Source organism: Undibacterium hunanense, from assembly GCF_014284335.1.
GTDB classification, from domain to species: Bacteria; Pseudomonadota; Gammaproteobacteria; order Burkholderiales; family Burkholderiaceae_D; genus Undibacterium; species Undibacterium hunanense.
In genome coordinates, this window is record NZ_JACOGF010000021.1 from 25095 (window position 1) to 44755 (window position 19661).

The window sequence follows — 19661 nt, forward strand, 5'->3', positions numbered from 1 at the left end:
CCGCTCAGTGATTCACTGAACGGCATCAGAGTGGGACTTGCGTCCCTGCTGCTTGTAAGTTACTTGTTAGTTGCTTGTTAGTTGCTATTACATGGATTACTTGAACACGTAACCGACATTCAGACGGAATGCACGGCCATAGGCATTGTGCAGGCTGTCGTTATAGCCGCTGGTGGTGTAGCTGGAGCTAGGATCGTAAGGCGCTTTGGAATCCATGGCGTTCAATACACGTACACCGATGGTCACGTCTTTGAAGCCTTTGTAGGTGTATCCCAGATCTACCGTAGTCCAGCTGGCTACTGCGCATTCAGGTACATACGTCAGGTACTTGGCAACGCCGCCCAGGGAAGTGGCTGTCGCTGGCTGGCCGCTGCCGTAGTGGCAGTAAGCAACCGGATACGTTTCAGATGCATTGGTGTAACGCATCAGGGAAACGCCACCAGTGAAGTTGATTGCACCATTGACTGTGTGCGCTGCCTTGGTCCAGGAAGAGGACAGGCTTGCACGCAGACGCGGGATGTCGCCAACACTGGTAGAGAAGTTGGAAATACCACCGCGTGTACCGACCAGATTGGTTTCAGGATCGCCCGGTTTTTCTGCACGACGGAATTCTATCGTGTAAGAAGTACGGAAACGGGTATCCAGCTTGCCGTTACTGCCCAGGTTGTTACGCATTGCCATTTCCACGTCAACGCCACTCACCACGGTGCTGCCCTGGTTGATGTAGTTACGCAACAGGGAAATCAAAGGGCCGGAATTCGGGATCACATTGCCGTTTTTGTCTTTGACAAAATTGACGGGATTGGTATCACGAATCACTGTGCCTGGATACGCATCCTGGTTGTTCAGGATCAGTGTGGACGACAGGGCTGCTACTTCATCTTCCTTGCGGATGTTGTAGTAGTCAACCAGGATGTCGAAATCACGTGTTGGTGACAAGATCATGCCCAGCGAGAAGCTTCTGGAAGTTTCTGGCTTCAGGTTAGGATTTTGACGGATCAGCGTCGAAATGCTTCTTGAGCAATCGGTATTGTCGGCACCTGTCAATGGTGTTTTGCCGTCCGGGCAGCGGATAGGATCAACCAGACTGTTCAGGAAAGTCTGTGTACCACCAGCAGTAACCTGTACCAGCGCAGGTGCACGGAAACCTTGTGCATAAGTCGAACGGAAAGCCAGGGAATCATTCACAGTCCATTTTGCGCCCACTTTTGGCACAAAATTGGTTTTGAAACTAGGGTATTTGTCGACACGGCCAGCAAAATCCATTTCAAAGTTTTTCAGGAACGGTGTACGTACTTCGAAGAAAGCAGAAGTCACATTACGTTGGCCCTGAATGAACTGGTTGGCCAGACCCAGGACCTGACCGGAGCTGGTCAGATTATCTGGTGTCAAAGTCATTTTTTCCTGACGGAATTCAAGACCGGATGCAAAACCAATTGCGCCACCTGGCAGGCTACCGAATTCTGTACTTGCCTTGAAATCGGCTTGTGCAATTTCAGCAATACCGACACTCTTCAGTGCACGGCTCAGGTTAGGCTGTTTGGCGACATCGGCCAGAGACATGTTCTGGTCTATCAGCTTTTGCACTTCTGGCAGCAACAGGAAACCATTGGAAATATCTGTACGCTCGGAACGGTTCCACAACACGCCAGTTTCCCAGTCCCAGTTCTTGTAGCTACCTTTCAGGCCGGATGCGAAACGCAGGGCTTCGTTCGTGGTGTTGGTACCACCTGCGACGTTTTCAAAACGGTATACAACTGCAGCACGGCTGGTCGGGAAAGGATTGTCAGGATGGCCTACCGGCAAGATTGCCTGGAACGGTGTACCTGCGCCCGACAATGCAAATGCTGTGGATGGCGTACGGCCATCGATGGAGCGTGAAGAACCTGTGTAATCGCGGTCTGTCTTGCTGTAAGCCACTTCGGCAAACGCGGACAAGGTGTCATTGATCTGATAAATGCCACGTGACATCGCGCTGATGTCCTGGCCTGCACCCTGTACTTCAGCGAAGTCATCGGTGTTGTAGTTACAGAATTGGCGGTTGTACAAAACGCTGGTAGCGCCGATATTGTATTGCGAACCGCCAGTGATCAGACGTGAAGGATCGCAATTGGTGCGGTTGACCACGTTCGCGTCGTTTGACGAGAAGAAAGTCTTGCTGCCCGGAGTACGTTCGCGATAGAAGAAAGGCTGGTTACTGATGCTGCTGGCATACGGCGACAAACGGCTGTTGAGTGTGCTGTACAAGTCTTTTTCTACGTCGTTGGCATCCTTGATGGCAACCCGGTCACGCTTGGATACTTCAGCGCTGAAAGTGACGTTATAGCCATCCTGGCCATAATTACCAAAACCGGCAGAAACGCTGGCGCTTTTCTTTTTGAACTTGTTGTCATCATTCGCGCCCACGGTGGCGTTCATCTGTACGCCCTGGTAATCGCTCTTGGTGATAAAGTTGATAACACCGGCAATCGCGTCGGAACCGTACACGGCAGAAGCACCGTCTTTGAAAATCTCTACGCGTTCCAGCATCGACAGAGGAATACTGTTGATGTCATACAGTGTCGACTGACCCTGGTTAGGGTTAGCGTAGGCGGATGGCGTCATGCGACGGCCGTTCAGCAGAATCAGGGTGGAGCTGGAACCCAGACCACGCAGGGATGCTGTTGCCACACCGCGAGAAAAACCGCCATCAACCGCGTCAAATGCACCGCCACTACCCAGGGCTGGTATAGTGCGCAGCAATTCGGCAACAGTGGTTGCACCACTTTGGCTGATGTCTTTTGCTGTCAGCGTCTGGATAGGAGATGTACCTTCCTTGTCGATACGCTTGATGTGTGAACCTGTGACTTCAATTTTTTGAATTTTTTCAGCTGGTTCAGACTTCACGTCCTGCGCCTGGGCACTTGCCAGTACGCCGCTGGACAACATTGCCAACGCCAGTTTTACGGCGTAAGCACATTTCTTCTCTTGATAAAACATTCAGTCTCTCCTTGGTAAATCGTGGATAGGTTCAAACTGCAAAAAAGACAAATCCGGCAAGTTCTTATGAACTGAGATGCCGGATCGTGGTCGAACCAAAGCGCTGCTTGACAGAAATGCGCAAAGACGCCTGCAAATTTGCTAACAAAGTTTGATATTTGTCAGCGTGATGACTACAAGCGGGTTGTTACACTTTGTTTCATGCGTGTATGATCCCATTACCATTTCATTACCGTCCAATGAGAATTTGGCGGAAAAATATACCTATATCGTTATGATTGATTCGTTGCCCATAGAAAAGTATTTTGCTCGCCACCTCAAAATCAAGCATCTTCGCTTGCTGGTCGAACTGGCTGACAAGCAGACGGTTGCTCAGGTTGCGGCGTCTTTGCATGTCAGCCAACCGGCTGTTTCCAAGATGCTGGGCGAGATGGAAGAAGGGATAGGCGTCAAGCTGTTCGAAAGAGCCGGGCGTGGTATAAAACCAACACCCTCCGGTGAATGTCTGATCAAACATGCAAGGGAAGTCTTATTCAATTTGCAAAAAGCGCATCAGGAAATGCGTTCACTGGCCACCGGCACTGTCGGCAAGGTCACGATAGGTATCCTGAGCGTGGTGTCGACCACCATCGTCCCCAAGGCGGTCAAGATACTCAAAACCAACTGGCCGAATGTGACCATCCGCATCATGGACGGTACTGTCGACCAGCAATTGCAGGATCTGCGTGAAGGCAAGCTCGATATCGTCATCGGCCGTGTGTTTTCTGAGCGTGCTGCCGAGCATCTGCAAGAAGAAGTGCTGTACGACGATCCGCTGGTCATCGTCACGTCCAGTAAAAACCCGCTGGCACATCGCGACAACCTGACCTGGAAGGATTTGAATAATCTGCCATGGATATTGTCAGTCGAAGAATCACCGACCTACAAGCGCATGGTGAACCTGCTGGCCAAAAACGGCGTCAACAAACCGACTGATGTCATCGAATCGGTATCCCGCTCGGTCAACCTGCCTTTGCTGATGGAGCCACCACGCCTGGGCCTGCTGTCGCTGTCGGCAGCCCGCCAGTCTGTGGCAGAAGGTGTATTGCAAATCCTGCCGCTGAATCTGGGCCCATTGCCCAGCCCGGTCGGCATGATCTGGAACAAGACCCGGCCACTGTCCCATGCTGCACTGACTTTCCAGGATTGCATACGCCAGGCTTCGCTGACATACAAGAATATGCTGATCAGTTGACACCAAACTGTCACAAGCCAGACATTCCAGACAAATTGCGCTGAAAGTCTGCCGTGAAGAAAGCGGTGCTGATTTACAATGTCGCCAGTTTCTTCGCCTGGACAGTCAATGCAAACAGATCAATTATCTTACGGTTCGGATCAGTCAGGACTCATCTGCGGTTATGTTTTTGCTCACGGGCAGCCCGGCAAACTCATACAAACCAAAGATGCCCTGGAATGGCTGCAATCCAGAAACAGCACCAGGGATGATTCCTTTATCTGGCTGCATTTCAATCTGTCGAATGTGGCGGCAGAAAAATGGCTGCATGAACACGCCGATTTGCCGGAGGAATTTTATGAAACCCTGCACGAAGGTTCACGCTCCACCCGCATCGAACATGCCGATCACAGCCTGATTGCGGTGGTGAACGATGTGCTGCATGACTTTGCCTTTGAAGCATCCGACATTGCCACCTTGTGGCTGAACGTCACCGGCACCATCATGATCAGCGCCAGGCGCAAGCCGCTGCAATCGGTGGACCGTCTGCGCAATGCCGTCAACCAGGGCGAGCATTTCAGTTCGCCGACCGAATTGCTGACCCATCTCTTGCGTGACCAGGCCGATGTCCTGATCGGCATCGTACGCAATGTCATCAAAAAGATTGATGACATCGAAGACCATTTGCTGGCAGACCGCCTGAACCACAAGCGTGCCAACCTGGGTGAACTGCGCCGTGTGCTGGTACGCCTGCAAAGGCTGCTGGCACCAGAACCGGCAGCCCTGTTCCGCCTGCTGCAAAGACCGCCAGTCTGGGTAGCAGAAAGCGATGTGCAGGAGCTGCGTCAATCCACCGAGGAATTTGCCGTTGTGCTGAGCGACATGGCATCGCTGCAGGAACGCATCAAACTCTTGCAGGAAGAAATTGCCGCCAGCGTCAATGAACAAAACAACCGCTCCTTGTTCGTGCTGACTATCGTCACCGTGCTGGCCCTGCCGATCAATATCATCGCCGGCCTGCTGGGCATGAATGTCGGCGGCATTCCGCTGGCACAGCATGAAGACGGCTTCTGGATCGTGGTTGCCATCGTCGCCACCTTTACCGTCATTGCCGGATGGCTGGCATTCAAGAAAAACAACAAGGACTAGGAGCAAATGATGCGCGTCACCTTTCTTGCCATCCTGATGTGTCTGAGCCTGCTGGCCTGCGGAAAAAAAGAAGGCAGCGCTGGCGGTGGCAATGCTGCCGAAGCGGGCAGAACAGGCGGCAGCAACAAGACCCTGGCCTATGCACACTTCCTGGAACTGGAAGTGGACGAGCAAAAAATCGGCCCCATGCATGCAGCAGCGCAGCAATTCTGCCTGACCCTGCAAGCTGAACAATGTGTGATCCTGGAAGCCAAGCTTGATACAGGACGATATGCCAGCGCCCGCCTTAAATTTCGCGCCAATCCGGCTGGAATCCAGAAATTGCTGGCCAATTTGAACAGGCAAGGCGATGTCATTCACCAATCCGTAACAGCTGAAGACCTGGCCGCACCGATCCAGGACAACCAGAAAAAACTGGCCATGCTGAATGACTATCGCTCCCGGCTGGAAGCCCTGCGTAGCCGCGCCAACGCAGACATTGACGCCCTCATCAAGACCAACAAGGAACTGGCCAGCGTACAGGAACAGATAGAGTCCCTGTCCGGCAAACGTGAACAACTGCTGCAAAGAGTAGAAACCGAACTGCTGAGTGTGACACTGACGCCGGACAATACCCACTCATTCAGCCAGCCCATCAAACAGGCACTGTCAGGATTTGCTGGCAATCTGGCACAGGGCGTCGCTGCCGCGATTACCGGCATCGCCTATCTACTGCCATGGTCCATCGTCCTGTTTTTCTGCGTCTGGGTAGTACGCTGGTTGTGGCGGAGGAAGAAAGCCACGGTCCCCAAGCCATAAAAGCCATTGTCTTCAGGTCTGCCACATTCATTTTCATGAAGGAGGATCCCATGAGCAAGATCTTGTCCCGCGTGTTTTTCGCCAGCAGCCTGGCTTTCGCAGCACTGCTTGCCTATACACCAATGGCTGCGGTGGCAGCGGATGCTGCCGTTAGCATGACTGATCTGGCCAGCCAGGTCATGCAGACCGAACGCGCATTTGCCAAAACCATGGAAGTTCGTGATCACCAGGCCTTCAGCCAGTTCCTGTCAGAAGAAACGATATTTTTCTCCGGTAAAAAGGCCCTGCATGGCAAGCAGGAAGTTGCCAATGCCTGGAAACGCTTTTATGAAGGTGCGACTGCACCTTTTTCCTGGGCACCGGAAACCGTCGAAGTCCTGAATTCTGGCCAGCTGGCGCTCAGTACCGGGCCTGTCAAAGACCCGCAAGGGAAAATCGTCGCCACCTTTACTTCCATCTGGCGTCAGGAAAGCCCGGGCGTCTGGCGCATCATCTTTGACAAGGGTAATGATGTCTGCGACTGCGCCAAGCCCTGAGCAATCGCGGGAAAACCGTCACTTATCCGCAAAAAATAGTGGGATTCAGGCATAAAACCCACAATTTGGTGTATTTATAGCTATTTTTGCAAAAAACTGTTGTACCATGTGCAATACATAACTTACATACTTATGTTATGCACAGGGATGACTATACTGCATGTGGGTTCAATATAAAGCGGGTGAAAACACCAGACCTCAAGCGATGAGCTGTCTGGCAAGAATAAAAAATCAAATGACAGGGTCTGTCATCACGAAACGGGCGTCATGACTGATATTCATACACAGTTCATTGAGCTTTCCCAGTTGCGCATAGGGATGTTTGTGTATCTTGATGTCGGCTGGATGGACCATCCTTTTCCCGTTTCCAATTTCAAGATCAGCAATCAGTCACAAATCGACACCATACGTTCTCTGGGTCTGGACCGCATCCGCTATGCACCGGACAAAAGCACACCCGAAATTGATGCCGGCAAAACCGAACCCGTAGCATCTGAACCCCGCCCACAAGAAAGCGCTGCCAGCCATGCAGCCAGGCTAAGGCGGGAATTACTGGCCAGCCAGCAAGCCAGCCTGCAGGTCTGCGAGCGACAATTCGCCCATGCTGCCCAAACCTTCAAGCAAGTCACGGAAATCGTCCATGCGCAGCCAGTCACAGCCAGGGAACTGACCGAACAGCTGATACAGGGCTTTCTGGGAGAAATCCTGGGTGAAGATGAAGCCGCCATTCGTCTGCTGTCAGAAAAAGCCGGCGAAAAGACCTCACTGCACTCCATCAATGTGACCGTGATTTCCCTGTTGCTGGGGCGGGCACTGCACCTGAGCAAGGCCGACATGCTTGACCTGGGCATCGGTGCCATCCTGCACGACATCGGCAAGATCGAACTGCCGGACCGCCTGCGCTGGCAGGATGAACATTTCAACCATGCCGAAAACCAGCTCTACCATAACCATGTCATGCATGGCCTGAATCTCGCACGCAAAATGGGCCTGTCACCCAATGCCATGCTGCTGGTTGCGCAACACCATGAATATGCCGACGGCAGTGGTTATCCGCGCAAAGTCAGCGGCGACAAAATCAGCCCCATCAGCCGCATCGTGGCGCTGGTGAACCTGTATGACAATTTATGCAATCCAGCCAACCCGGCACTGGCAATAACACCGCATGAAGCCCTGTCACAGATTTTTACCCAGCGTAAAGCTCAATTCCATCCGGCGACACTGACCGCCTTTATCCGCATGATGGGTATTTACCCGCCGGGCTCCGTCGTGCAACTGACCGATGAACGGTATGCCATGGTGGTGTCGGTTAATTCTGCCCGTCCGATCAAACCCAAAGTCGTCATCCACAGCCCGTCGGTACCACGCGATGAAGCCCTGGTCATCAACCTGGAGCATGAAAGCACGCTGTGCATACACCGCAGCCTGAAACCCCTGCAATTGCCAAAAGCTGCCTACGACTACCTGTCCCCCCGCAAGCGCCTGTGCTATTTCTTTGAGCGCGGCCTGGAAATCGGGCCAGAGGCAGAAAGCGAGGCCACATCATGAAGGCCCATCAATGGCAGGCACTGATAGAAGGCATGCTGGAAGCCATATTGCTGGTCGACCCCATACAGTTACGCATCGTCGCTGCCAACCGCGCCGTCCATCAACTGCTGAAAATGGTCCCAGACACCCTGATAGGGCGTGGCATCATAGACCTGGCCGCCGCACCGGAAGACGTATTCTTTTGGGAAGATGTGGCCGCCGGCCTGTCCGACAACATCCATTCAGAAACGCTGTTGCAACGTGCCGATGAAACCATCGTGCAGGTGGAAAGACGAGTCAGCCTGGTCAAGGTCGGCATGGATGGTTCCATTTATGTCGTCGCCATCCATGATCGTTCCAGTCAGAGACAGGTGGAAAATGAATTGGAAAAACTCATCGCAGAATTAAGGGCAACCCTGGAATCAACGGCAGACGGCATTCTGGTTACCGATCTGGACGGTGCCATCCGCAGCTACAACCACCTGTTTGCCGAACTATGGGGCCTGCCCGATGATTTGCTGACGCAACGCGATGACGATGCCATCTATGCTTGGATGGACAAATGCATGCTGGACGCCAACCACTACACCGAACGACTGGGCACCATCACCCGTTCACCGCTGATGGAAGCCACCGATGTGCTGGTACTGCGTTCAGGCAAGATACTGGAACGTGTCACCCTGCCGCAATATGCACGCGGCCGCCCGATAGGCCGCGTCTATTCCTACCGAGATATTACCCAAAGGCTGGCCGATGAAGCGCGTCTGCAACTGGCTGCCAAGGTCTTTGAATCCAGCACCGACGCCATCTTCATCACCGATGCTGAACAAAAAATCATCACCACCAATCCCAGTTTCGAAAGATTGAGCAGTTATAGCGAAGCGGAAATGGTGGGCAAGACACCGAAAGAATTCTTTTGCGAAGAAGGTAATTCCGAACAGGTCGAAAACCTGCTCAAGGAACTGGAAAACCTCGGTTTCTGGGAAGGTGAATTATGGATAAGACGAAAGAATGGCCATGCCTATCTATGCATGATCTCACTGGTCAGGGTTGTCGATACGCAGGGCAGGGCACTGAACTACATCGGTTTTTTCAAGGACAGGACAGAAACCCATGCCGCCAAGCAAAAAATCGAGGAACTGGCGTTTTCTGATGTACTGACCGGTCTGCCCAACCGCCTGCTGCTGCAAGAACGCATCAAGCAATCCATCACCATTTCCAGCCGCAACAACAGCACGTTTGCCCTGCTGTTTCTTGATCTTGATCATTTCAAGCAGATCAATGACTCTCTCGGCCACCCTTTTGGTGACCGCGTCTTGCAGCAGGTCACCGAAAGACTGAAAAAATGCATACGCCAGGTGGATACGGCATCACGTCTGGGGGGGGATGAATTTGTGCTGTTGCTGCATGAAGCCGATGCCGAAGGGGCAGAAATCTGTGCGCGGCGTGTGCTGGATGAATTGTCGGCACCGTTTTCCATGGATGGCATGAACTTCACCGTCACTTCCAGCATAGGTATCGCACTCTACCCCGCCGATGGCAGCAGCATGGCTGACCTGATCAAGAATGCCGACAGCGCCATGTACTACGTCAAGGAACGAGGCCGTTCTGACTTCCGCTTTTACCAACGCCAGATGAATATCGGCCTGCTGTCACGCATGAAGATGGACCATGCCATGCGCCAGGCGCTGGAACACAACCTGTTTCGCCTGCATTACCAGCCGCAAATAGAACTGAAAACAGGCAGACTGCTGGGTGTCGAAGCCCTGTTACGCTGGACCGACAAGGACCTGGGCGAAGTCAGCCCCGCACAATTCATTCCCATCGCCGAAGAATCTGGCGTCATTGTCCCCATCGGCAACTGGGTCATGCAAACGGCCATCCGCCAGGCTGCGCTGTGGAATAAAGATGGCAAACAGATCCGGGTCGCCATCAATGTATCGGCGCTGCAATTCCAGCAATCGAATTTTGTGGAAAGCATTGCCCTGGCCTTGCAGGAAAATGATTTGAAGCCAGAATGCATAGAACTGGAATTGACCGAATCCATTCTGATACGGGATGCAGAAGAAGCCCTGAAAAGATTGCAGTCACTGGCCGACCTGGGGGTAAAACTGGCGATCGATGATTTTGGTACCGGCTATTCCAGCCTCAGTTACCTGAAACGCTTCCCCATCTACAAACTGAAAATTGACCGTTCGTTTGTCGATGCCTTGCCCAGCGACGAAAGCGATGCCGCCATCGTGACAGCCATCATCCACCTGGCCCAGGCCCTGAAATTGCGCGTCCTGGCAGAGGGTGTGGAAACCATAGAGCAACGCGACTTCCTGCAAAAGATGCTGTGTGATGAAATGCAGGGCTATCTTTTCTCTCCCGCCGTATCGGCAGAAGAATTTGAAAAACGTTATCTGTCCTGAGCAATCAGCTCAAACACACAGGTCCTTTTACAAAGGTGCCTTCCAGTAACGGGAGTCACCACGAATCTCAGCGATTTGTTCTGACGTCAGATCATTGCTGACCAGTTCACGGCTGTCCATGGCCATGCTGCCGACCTTCATGCTGGCCTTCAACAGATAGGCATAGCCTGTCATCATGTCGGGTGTTACACCGTCGCCATGCAGATAGCGCAATCCCATCTGGAACTGGGCGGTAGACAAACCCTGGTCTGCTGCCAGACCTTCCCAATGGGCAGCCAGCTCGCCATTTTTATCAACGCCTTCGCCATCCTGATAGGCCAGGGCAAGATGATGCTGGGCGCTGGCATTACCCTGCTGGGCTGCCTGCTGATACCAGAATACCGCTTCTTCGTGATTGATTTCGACGCCCTTGCCGGTTGCATACATATAACCGAGCGCCAGTTGGGCAGACGCCATGCCTTGTGTTGCGGCACGGCGGAACAGGCGGAAGGCCTGGGCTTCGTCAGCCTCTTCGCCTTCCCCCATCAGATACATGACACCGAGGTTCGCCTGGGCACCGGCATGCCCCTGATCGGCTGCCTGTTCCAGCCAGTAAGCGGCTTCCTGACGGTTTTGCATGCTTTCTTCGCTGTCCAGATACAGCAGGCCCAACATATTTTGCGCCTGCGTGTCGCCCAGCAAGGCCCAGCGACGGACTTGCATTTCATCATCAAAGTCATCGTCACCCAGAGCGGATGCGCAAGACAGCATGATCGTCAATACCACCAACAGATGTCGCCACTTTTTCATATCATCCTCACCTGTCATATTGCCTGAACCCCGATGCTACGCTGCTCATATTGCCTGCGTGTTTCGCCACTGTTGGAATAGGTAACAAAATGTAGCCAGAAAGCCCATGTTTGCGGTACATGCGGGCAAACACAGGGTAAACTAAGAATATCTGCCAGCACTTACATTCAAGGACAGCCAACGTGACCGTCACCAAAAAGCTACGCATAGGATTAATCGCCAACCGCTCGCACCAGGATGCAACGAACTCTGCCCTGGTACAGCTGCTGCACGGCGCCGGTCCGGCACTAAGGCATTTGCAGGCGGAACTGGTGATCGTCGGTCGTACCCTGGATGCGATCATTTCCCACGGCTTGCTGGAAGCCTGCCCCAGTGTAGAACGTTTTCCCTACGGCAGGGAAGGTGGTTTGATGAAACTGGTGTCACGTGTCGTCGATACCGATCCGGCACGGGCGGTGGATGCGGTGATTTACCTGATCGATCCGGTCGATCCGTCTTCTGTCTTCCCTGAAGCGCAGGCGTTGAAACGCCAGTGCGTCATTCATCGCAAACCCTTTCTCGCTACGCTGGCCAGCGCCCGTGAATGGCTGGAACTGGAAGCCACGGCAGCCGGGGCCAGTATAGACACCCGCCTGAACGACAGCTTTCTGCTGGAACAGGAAGGCATCGCCCTGATCGCCCATGATGCAATGAAAGAAAGCATGCTGGCCATGGCAGAAAAACATTTCGCCCTGCTGGACCGCTTTGCCTGTCGTTACGCCACCGGCACCACCGGCGGTTTACTGAACCGCTTGGCACAACAGATCAAGGGAGAAGAAGCCGGCAAGAACTGGACCCGTCCATTCTTGTCCGGCCCCCTGGGCGGCGATGCCCAACTGGCAGAACTGGTGCTGGATCGCCAGATACGCCGCATCCTGTTTCTGGAAGACCCGCATGTGGCCCGCCAGCATGAAGCCGACATCCAGCTACTGGAAAGAGCGGCCCGCACCGTCACTGATTTTTCCCAGGTCATCAGTGAAGTCAGTGGTGCGGACCGCTGGCTCAGTTTGCTCACGCAAAGAGTGGCGATCTGAACGCTCAGGCTGCGCTTGCAACTGAGGCAGTTGAAGCAGGTGCGGCTGCTGCAGCTACAGCCACGTTCTGGCCCGACAGACGCTTCAGTCTTTCCAGCGTGGTTTCACCAGTAGTGTCACCCTGGGCAACCGATTTACGGATAGCATCAATCTCGGCTGCCTGATCCAGCGGTTTTTGCGTAATGTCGGCGACGATGCGCAAGCCAGCCGCTTCGTTGCTGACATTCTGGGCACGCCGGGTCAGCGCATTCAGCGCCGTCGAATGGCTTTGCATAACGGACAGATTGCTTAGTTGCTCCTGTCTTTCCACCCGTAATTGCTGCAGATCTTTCTGGGCTTTTGCCGCTGCCAGATTTTGCAGGGCTTTTTTGGCCGCTGCATCAAAATCAGCCAATTGTTTGGAAAAGGCATCAACGATTTTCTGCAACTCGTTCATGTATTCCTGGGCATCGGCTTCTTCCTGCATTTCCACAGGAAGACGGGCCTTGTTGGCTTCCAGCTCATCACAAAACAGGCTGACTGTTGCTTCAGAAATTTTACCTGATGCGAGACGGTCTGCCAGTGTCGCGGTAGCTTTTTCGTCATTGGCGATCAGCTCACGCAAACGCACGACATCCATATGTTCCTTGTCGAAAGAGGAACGTGCTGCCGCCAGCTTTTGCGCTGTTTCGCGCAGGGTGGCTGCCAGGCGGTCACGATCGGCTTCTGTTGCTGTTTCCGGATCAAAATTGGCGATGGCTTCCGATACTTTATCGCCCAAGGCACCAAAGTGTTTGGAAATCAGACGTGCGGTCAGGCCCCAGCCATTCAAGTTACTCATGTTACTTCCTTTCAGTGTGTGACGCGGTCGGTGTTGTGCTTCAAGTGATGTGCTTCAAGTGCTGTACTTCAGCGGTTTTACTTCAAGTTCGGTGCTGCATAAAAACGGTGCTATTGCACCAGTAACCTTTCCGCTTCCAGCGGCAAGGCAATCATGAAATCGACATGGATGCCGCGCTGTGTGGCGTCACCATCCTTGCTACGTAAAATCTCTGTGCTGATCAGCAATAATTCTGTCTGCCCTCCCTCTGGTGCCAGATTGCGGCGATACGGCATGAACACCACTTCCTGTTGCAGGCCATGCTGGCCACCGGCATCATCAATGCGGGTTTCCATACCTTTGACAGGTGCCACAAATTCCAGCCCCGGGTCACCCATATCGCGCTCATACAGCAGGCTGTCGGCATCGGCAAATGCGGCGTCCAGAGTATCCTCATCCCAGCCTATGTCAGCCAGTTGCTGGCGCCACAGGCTGTAACTGCGGTCCCCCAGGCCAGACCCGTTTTCGCCGAGGAAGGCTTGTTGGTCTTCCACCGTTTCTGGTATTACGCGGGTCAGGTGACTGCAATACAAAAGCTCTTGCAACTGGTCATCGGCATCGCAATACAACTGCAGGAATTTTTCACCCCCTTCGGCATCGGCATTCAGGTAATAGCGGTACATCTTGCCGCTGACCGGCAACTGCACGCGACTGATGGCCACGATGCGGGTTTCAGCTTCATCCGGCATGACAATCAGCGAACCCTGGCTGATGGCGCGTATCAATGGTGTCCTCTGCAAATTCACCACACTGCCCAAACGTGCTCCCAGTGGCAGGGCGGCATCCTGACGGCCACTTTCTGCATGTCTGTCTTGTGGGTTTTGCTGATCAGCGTCCTGCCTGCCGAGAATTTTTCCTACGTATTGGTATGCATCTTTCCAGGCCATGGTATTAATTTCCTCCCAAACTGTAATGTGCTGTCGAAGCCTGCTTGCGGACTGGTTTGACGACTCGCCAGATTTTGTAAATGAGCCAGCCCAGGCCACCCAGAATCAGGCTCCATACCGCCAGGCGCAGCAGTTTCCAGCCTGTGCCTTCTTCCTGTACTGCACTGGCAGGCTGGGCATTTGCGGCTGGCAGGCTGGCAGGCTGGTATCACTGGTACTACTGGTACCACTGGCGCTAATACCATCGCTGACTACACTGCCCTGGCCAGCAATCGGTTCCAGCTGGCTGGAACGGGGCCCGGCAGGTTCGGCCGCCGCCGGATGACTGATCATGCTGCCCAGCATGAAACCCATGAAGGCGCCTGCCATGCCACCACCGATGCCACTGCGCTGCACGATGACAGGTGCAGGCGCTGGGCTGTTAAATCCCACCGGTGCTGTCGGTGCAGGTGTCATTGGCCGGTTCATGCTGGCTGTATTCGCATTACCAAAACCGCTGTTGGCCGCATTGTTACCAAAGCTGTTGCTGCTACCGAGGCCACCGATGTTGCTAACTGCATTCTGTGCTGGCAAAGGTGGCGGGGTAGATGGCGAGGTGGCGGCCTGCTTGCGCGCATCCATACTTTTCAGGGCATTCGCCTGGGCCTGGTTTTTTTGCAGGTCACGGTTCAAGGCTGAATCAGAATTTCTGCTGGTCGCCGGTTTGCTCGTGTTAAAACTGCCAAACGCCGTGTTCGATGGTTTCGATGGTGCAGGCTTGCTCATGCTTCTTTGTGAAGAGAACCCGCCCTTGAAACCCGTGGACGAACCACCGGAACGGCCAGCCGCATTGACCGTATTGGCCATCAGGGGCAGAATCAGTGCCATCATGATGATTAACTTGTGATAAAAATTGTTCATGGTCCTGGTCTATAGAAAAAAGATTAAGCTCTCTGTACAATCCCTCATCGCTTGATGGATGTCATCATAGTGAGCAAAAATGCAAAGATCATCGGTAATAAATTAGGGAATTCACCATGACACGGAAATATTCGGATATGAACCAACACGACGCCCTGTACAAGATAGCGCGCGCATATCCTGGCGGTTTGGAAGCACTGGCCAACAAGATGGGGGTCTCGGTGAATGTCTTGCGCAATAAACTGGCACCCGGCATAGAGTCGCATTACCCATCGTTTGAAGAGCTGTCCATCATCGTCGAGCATTGCCACGAAGCGGGCGTCAAAGACGCGCACCTGCCCTTGCATGCACTGCTCAGCCGGCATGGCATGGCTGCCTTTGCCATTCCGGAACCGGATCAGGTCAGCGAAGATGACCTGTCGCAAACCGTATGCCGCGTCATGAGCCGTGTTGGCGATGTGGCCGAAGCGGTATCAACCGCCCTGCTCGATGGTGTGATCACCGATGCCGAAGCCGATCTGATAGAAAGAGAATTCCAGAGTGCACTGACGGTGCTGGGAGAATGGCGTGCGCGCATACGTGCACATCACAGGCAAAGAGACTAAGCAGCAGTTACCGGCATTGTTGCCGAAGTTTTTACATAGATTACTGCAAAGACCATTGCAGTAATCGTAGTAAAACCTGCCGGAAGATCTGCTGAAAAGCTGGCCTGTATTGCTAAAAAATGTATTCTTTATCCGGCATTTTATGTGGTGGCTAATTTAGTGGATAAGGGCGCTTATTTAGTGACTGATTCAGCGGCTTATTTAGCTGCTTATTTGGCTACAAAACAAGCAAGCCATTTTGCCCAGCAGCATTTCCTCTGCTGCTTTACAATGGAGGCCTGCCTCAATACCAAACAGCCGCCAGGCTGCCACCACCATGTCCACTGAACCAACGAGCCAGCGGCCCTCATCCCTTACGGATTTGTATATCTCATTTACTCTGCTGGCATTGCAAGGATTTGGTGGTGTACTCGCCATCGTGCAGCGTGAACTGGTGGAGCGCAAGCGCTGGCTGACCTCGGAAGAATTCGTCGAAGACTGGGCCGTGGCGCAGATATTACCTGGCCCCAATGTCGTCAATCTGTCCATGATGATAGGCCACCGCCACTTTGGTTTGCCGGGTGCCATGACGGCACTGGCCGGCATGCTGTCCATCCCGCTGTTGCTTGTACTGGTACTGGCAGTCATCTATGCCCAGTTTGCCCAGTACCCGAGCGTGGTCGGTGCCTTGCGCGGCATGAGTGCTGTCACCGCCGGTCTGATCATCGCCACCGCATTAAAACTGGTGCCGGCATTAAAAAATAACCCCATGGGCAAATATGTGGCACTGGCTTTCAGTGCAGTTTGCTTTGTCGGCATTGCCCTGTTCCGTCTGCCACTGGCGTATGTCCTGCTGGTACTGGGTAGCCTGGCCTTTACCCTGGTGTACCGGAGACTGAAATAATGCCGGATACCGCCCACACCGTCTTGCAGATTTCCATGAACTGGAATGACTGGCTACAGTTGTTCCTGCATTACATGATGCTGTCGCTGTTATCGATAGGCGGTGCCGTTTCCACCCTGCCAGACATGCATCGCTATCTGGTGGCGCAACAGGGCTGGCTGACAGATGCCCAGTTCAATGCATCCGTCTCCATTGCCCAGGCAGCACCGGGCCCGAATGTGCTGTTCATCGCCCTGATGGGATGGAATGTAGGCATGAATGCCGGCGGCATGTGGACCGGCCTGCTGGGCGTGCTGGTCACCATGACCGGCATCCTGTTACCCAGCACCACGCTGACCTATATGGCCGCCAGTTGGGGCCATGCCAACCGTGAACTGCGTAGCGTGCGCGCATTCAAACTGGGACTGGCACCCATCGTCATCGGCCTTTTGCTGGCCACCGGCTGGATTATGGCCGCATCGCATGACAAGGCCACGCAAGACTGGCCATTGTGGGTGTTGACGCTGGTTTGTACTGTCGTGGTATGGCGTACCCGTCTGCATCTGTTATGGCTGCTGGGCGCAGGCGCCATTCTTGGCTGGTTTGGCCTGATCTGAAGTAGCACCCCACGACACATATTGATCACAAAAAAAACCAAAATGACGGTCTGTCTTAACACTTGTAAAGTGTCCATCCATTTTTAGCTCCACCTGAAAATCAGACTGGCTTGCGCAGGCCGCTCTGACCGGATTACAGGTTTCGCCATTAGAGTAAACCACCCACAATCCCATTACAGATTTGTAAGCAGTTATAAGGAGATGCAGGGATTTTACTTATATTTATGCGATAAGCAGCCATAAACATGAAACTGACGGCAGCATTTGTTACACTTCCGGTTTCCGTCAGGTGGTCTAAAATAGAAATACCCACCATAGACAATCTTTGTTACAGGCGTTAAGCATAGTTTGAGGTATGCTTGCCACCTTGAAATTCCGCATACCGGTTCACTGCCCATGAAGTTGAGTATAGAAGCGCCAGAAGATGAAGTTTCCCTACCGGGTGAAGTTCATTTGCACATCCGGTTTCGTCCTGCCAGCATGTTCGGCATCCTGCTGGCATTGGTCATCCATGCGCTTTTGCTTTATTTCCTGTTGAACATGAGCGTCCTCAAGAAAAAGAAGGGCGAAAATGCAGGTTCGGACAATCCCATCGTCTTGCTGATGGATAAAACGACACTGGCCCCCAAACAGGCCACTTCACCGAAAAAGCAAAAGGTGCAGCCGACACCTGCCCGTACCCCGCCAACCAAAAACACCATCACCCAGCCTAAACTGCCGCCCGTGGTCGCCGTCACCGAACCGACTATCGTGCAGCCACCACCACCTCAGGTCAATGCACCTCCAGAAATGGACATGATGGCCATGGTCAACGCTGCCCGTGAACGCCGTCGTTCCGCCGAAACCGCAGCCGCCCAGGAAAACGAAGGTGCGCGTCAGGCAGGTCGCGGCATGTCGCCACAAGAAGTGGCAGAAGCCAATGTCCGCCGCAGCATGCAGCAAGCCCAGGGCAAGGGCGGCAGTGGCGTGTTTGAACTGATCAGCACCAGCACCCGGATGGCATCTTTCTCTTTCCGTGGCTGGAATACCCGTTCCATTCCCTCTGGCGGCAAACAGTTCTTTGAAGTCGATGCCGGCCTGGGCGGTGACGTCCACCTGGCCGTCGTACGCCGCATGATAGAAATCATACGCATGGAATACAAGGGCGATTTCAGTTGGGAATCCAGACGCCTGGGCCAGGTCGTCCGCAAATCAGCCCGCCTGGAAGACAGCGCTGAACTGGAAAGCTTCTTGTTGAAGGAGTTTTTTCCTTAGGACAAAGCAAATTGCTTTGCATCTCATGTAATCCAGGGTAAGTCACAAGTAAAAATAACAGAGATTGTGACACCCGGCATTTAAATCCCAAACTACCAAATCTCACTCCTGCGCCAGCCAATCACTGCGCAGCAAACCATACAGCGCCGTATCCGACACCACGCCGTCTATGATCCAGCGTTCGCGCAAGAAGCCTTCGCGGATGAAGCCCAGTTTTTCCAGTGATTTGGCTGAACCCAGATTACGCGGATCAATGTCAGCTTCGACGCGGTTCAGGTTCATGTCATTGAAACCGTAGTTCAGCAAAGCGACCAGGGCTTCATGCATATAACCCTGGCCCCAGACTGCAGCGTCCATGTCGTAACCGATTTCGGCACGACAACAACCGGCATCAAGATGGAACAGGGTACAACTGCCGAGGAAAGCCTGGTCAGTCTTGCGTATCAATCCCAGACGCAAGAATTCGCCCTTGGGCATGGCGGCCAGGTCACGCTCAACCATGGCAATCGCCTGGGCGATGTCTGTCCATGGCGGCGTGCTCATATAAAGCATGACATCCGCATTGGAGCGTATCCGCAGGATGTCAGCAGCATCATCCACACACAAGGGGCGCAAGTGCAGGCGCGGAGTGTCGATAGTGACTTGGTCAAAAGCGGGCATTTAAGACTTTCAGGCAAAGATTAGTGAGCAAATTATAACCGCGCATGACAGGATAGAACTGCGATAAAGTCTGTGCGCAATGACGGTTAGAAAATTTGCTCTCGCCATGATCGCCGTCGATTGCTTCGTCAAAAAAACGGACGCACCTCGACCGGTGCACGACAGGCAAGAGCAGCTTTGCAACCCCATGCCAGGGCCTCATCCATGTCAGCGGCTTCCAGTACCCAGAAACCGCCCATATGCTCCCTGGTCTCCAGATACGGGCCGCGGGAAATGCACAACTCGCCATCAGGCAGCGCAAGTAATGAGGTCGCACAGCTCGCGGGGTGCAGGCCGCCGACAAAAATCCTGACACCAACAGCGACCATTTCATCGTTGAGCGCATCAATATCGCGGGACATCGCTTCGTCTTCTGCGATACAAGGGTCGTAGTCGTCGGGGTGGTGAATAGCAACCAGATACTGTGCCATGAATTCTCCAATCTATGGTAACGGTCTTCAGCCGGGCGACTACCCAGGCTTCAGTACATAGACGAACGG

Annotated in this window: 18 protein-coding genes; 11 read left to right on the forward strand and 7 right to left on the reverse strand. The window is 53.5% G+C overall.

The window, feature by feature from the left end; genetic code table 11:
- Positions 1 to 96: 96 nt before the first annotated feature.
- The gene (locus H8L32_RS25780) at positions 97 to 2979 is read right to left on the reverse strand and encodes a TonB-dependent receptor plug domain-containing protein (protein WP_186950736.1); all 2883 of its coding nucleotides are present in this window, start codon (positions 2977 to 2979) and stop codon (positions 97 to 99) included.
- 274 nt (positions 2980 to 3253) lie between these two features.
- Here H8L32_RS25780 and H8L32_RS25785 point away from each other — a divergent pair, with 274 nt between their 5' ends.
- The 6 genes from H8L32_RS25785 (at position 3254) to H8L32_RS25810 (ending at position 10616) form a co-directional block, all read left to right on the forward strand.
- Complete coding sequence (locus H8L32_RS25785; protein WP_186950737.1) at positions 3254 to 4213, forward strand: LysR family transcriptional regulator; 960 nt, start codon at positions 3254 to 3256, stop codon at positions 4211 to 4213.
- A gap of 108 nt (positions 4214 to 4321) precedes the next feature.
- Positions 4322 to 5341: a transporter gene (locus H8L32_RS25790; protein ID WP_186950738.1), complete on the forward strand. Its 1020-nt coding sequence runs from the start codon at positions 4322 to 4324 to the stop codon at positions 5339 to 5341.
- Positions 5342 to 5350: 9 nt separating this feature from the next.
- On the forward strand, positions 5351 to 6139 hold the full coding sequence (locus tag H8L32_RS25795; RefSeq protein ID WP_186950739.1) for a DUF4349 domain-containing protein: 789 nt from the start codon (positions 5351 to 5353) through the stop codon (positions 6137 to 6139).
- 50 nt (positions 6140 to 6189) lie between these two features.
- Entirely contained in the window at positions 6190 to 6675 is a 486-nt protein-coding gene (locus H8L32_RS25800; RefSeq protein WP_230412424.1) for a YybH family protein, read from the forward strand.
- Between the two features lie 267 nt (positions 6676 to 6942).
- A complete protein-coding gene (locus H8L32_RS25805; protein ID WP_186950740.1) occupies positions 6943 to 8223 on the forward strand; it encodes an HD-GYP domain-containing protein in 1281 nt (426 codons plus the stop codon).
- A complete protein-coding gene (locus H8L32_RS25810) occupies positions 8220 to 10616 on the forward strand; it encodes a sensor domain-containing protein (protein ID WP_186950741.1) in 2397 nt (798 codons plus the stop codon). Before H8L32_RS25805 ends, H8L32_RS25810 begins: the two co-directional genes overlap by 4 nt.
- Positions 10617 to 10643: 27 nt before the next feature.
- On the opposite strand, the gene H8L32_RS25815 is transcribed toward H8L32_RS25810, so the two are convergent.
- The gene (locus tag H8L32_RS25815) at positions 10644 to 11405 is read right to left on the reverse strand and encodes a tetratricopeptide repeat protein (protein WP_186950742.1); all 762 of its coding nucleotides are present in this window, start codon (positions 11403 to 11405) and stop codon (positions 10644 to 10646) included.
- A 182-nt stretch (positions 11406 to 11587) separates the two neighbouring features.
- Here H8L32_RS25815 and H8L32_RS25820 point away from each other — a divergent pair, with 182 nt between their 5' ends.
- Positions 11588 to 12478, forward strand: coding sequence for a methylglyoxal synthase (locus tag H8L32_RS25820; protein WP_186950743.1), 891 nt, complete (start codon positions 11588 to 11590; stop codon positions 12476 to 12478).
- A 4-nt stretch (positions 12479 to 12482) separates the two neighbouring features.
- Here the strand turns inward: H8L32_RS25820 and H8L32_RS25825 are convergent, their stop codons facing one another.
- The 3 genes from H8L32_RS25825 to H8L32_RS25835 form a co-directional block, all read right to left on the reverse strand.
- The gene (locus H8L32_RS25825) at positions 12483 to 13298 is read right to left on the reverse strand and encodes a hypothetical protein (protein WP_186950744.1); all 816 of its coding nucleotides are present in this window, start codon (positions 13296 to 13298) and stop codon (positions 12483 to 12485) included.
- 110 nt (positions 13299 to 13408) lie between these two features.
- On the reverse strand, positions 13409 to 14224 hold the full coding sequence (locus H8L32_RS25830) for a DUF2491 family protein (protein WP_186950745.1): 816 nt from the start codon (positions 14222 to 14224) through the stop codon (positions 13409 to 13411).
- Between the two features lie 105 nt (positions 14225 to 14329).
- Positions 14330 to 15094, reverse strand: coding sequence for a hypothetical protein (locus tag H8L32_RS25835; protein ID WP_222619499.1), 765 nt, complete (start codon positions 15092 to 15094; stop codon positions 14330 to 14332).
- 167 nt (positions 15095 to 15261) lie between these two features.
- Between H8L32_RS25835 and H8L32_RS25840 the strand changes: the two genes are divergently transcribed.
- The 4 genes from H8L32_RS25840 to H8L32_RS27915 all read left to right on the forward strand — a co-directional run bounded on the left by H8L32_RS25840 (position 15262) and on the right by H8L32_RS27915 (position 18462).
- On the forward strand, positions 15262 to 15729 hold the full coding sequence (locus H8L32_RS25840; protein WP_230412425.1) for a phage regulatory CII family protein: 468 nt from the start codon (positions 15262 to 15264) through the stop codon (positions 15727 to 15729).
- A 316-nt stretch (positions 15730 to 16045) separates the two neighbouring features.
- The gene (locus H8L32_RS25845) at positions 16046 to 16612 is read left to right on the forward strand and encodes a chromate transporter (protein WP_186950748.1); all 567 of its coding nucleotides are present in this window, start codon (positions 16046 to 16048) and stop codon (positions 16610 to 16612) included.
- Positions 16612 to 17208: a chromate transporter gene (locus H8L32_RS25850; RefSeq protein ID WP_186950749.1), complete on the forward strand. Its 597-nt coding sequence runs from the start codon at positions 16612 to 16614 to the stop codon at positions 17206 to 17208. Before H8L32_RS25845 ends, H8L32_RS25850 begins: the two co-directional genes overlap by 1 nt.
- Positions 17209 to 17604: 396 nt before the next feature.
- The gene (locus tag H8L32_RS27915) at positions 17605 to 18462 is read left to right on the forward strand and encodes a hypothetical protein (protein ID WP_186950750.1); all 858 of its coding nucleotides are present in this window, start codon (positions 17605 to 17607) and stop codon (positions 18460 to 18462) included.
- A gap of 102 nt (positions 18463 to 18564) precedes the next feature.
- Here the strand turns inward: H8L32_RS27915 and H8L32_RS25860 are convergent, their stop codons facing one another.
- Complete coding sequence (locus H8L32_RS25860; protein WP_186950751.1) at positions 18565 to 19122, reverse strand: GNAT family N-acetyltransferase; 558 nt, start codon at positions 19120 to 19122, stop codon at positions 18565 to 18567.
- Between the two features lie 128 nt (positions 19123 to 19250).
- Complete coding sequence (locus tag H8L32_RS25865; protein WP_186950752.1) at positions 19251 to 19592, reverse strand: YciI family protein; 342 nt, start codon at positions 19590 to 19592, stop codon at positions 19251 to 19253.
- Positions 19593 to 19661 lie beyond the last annotated feature (69 nt).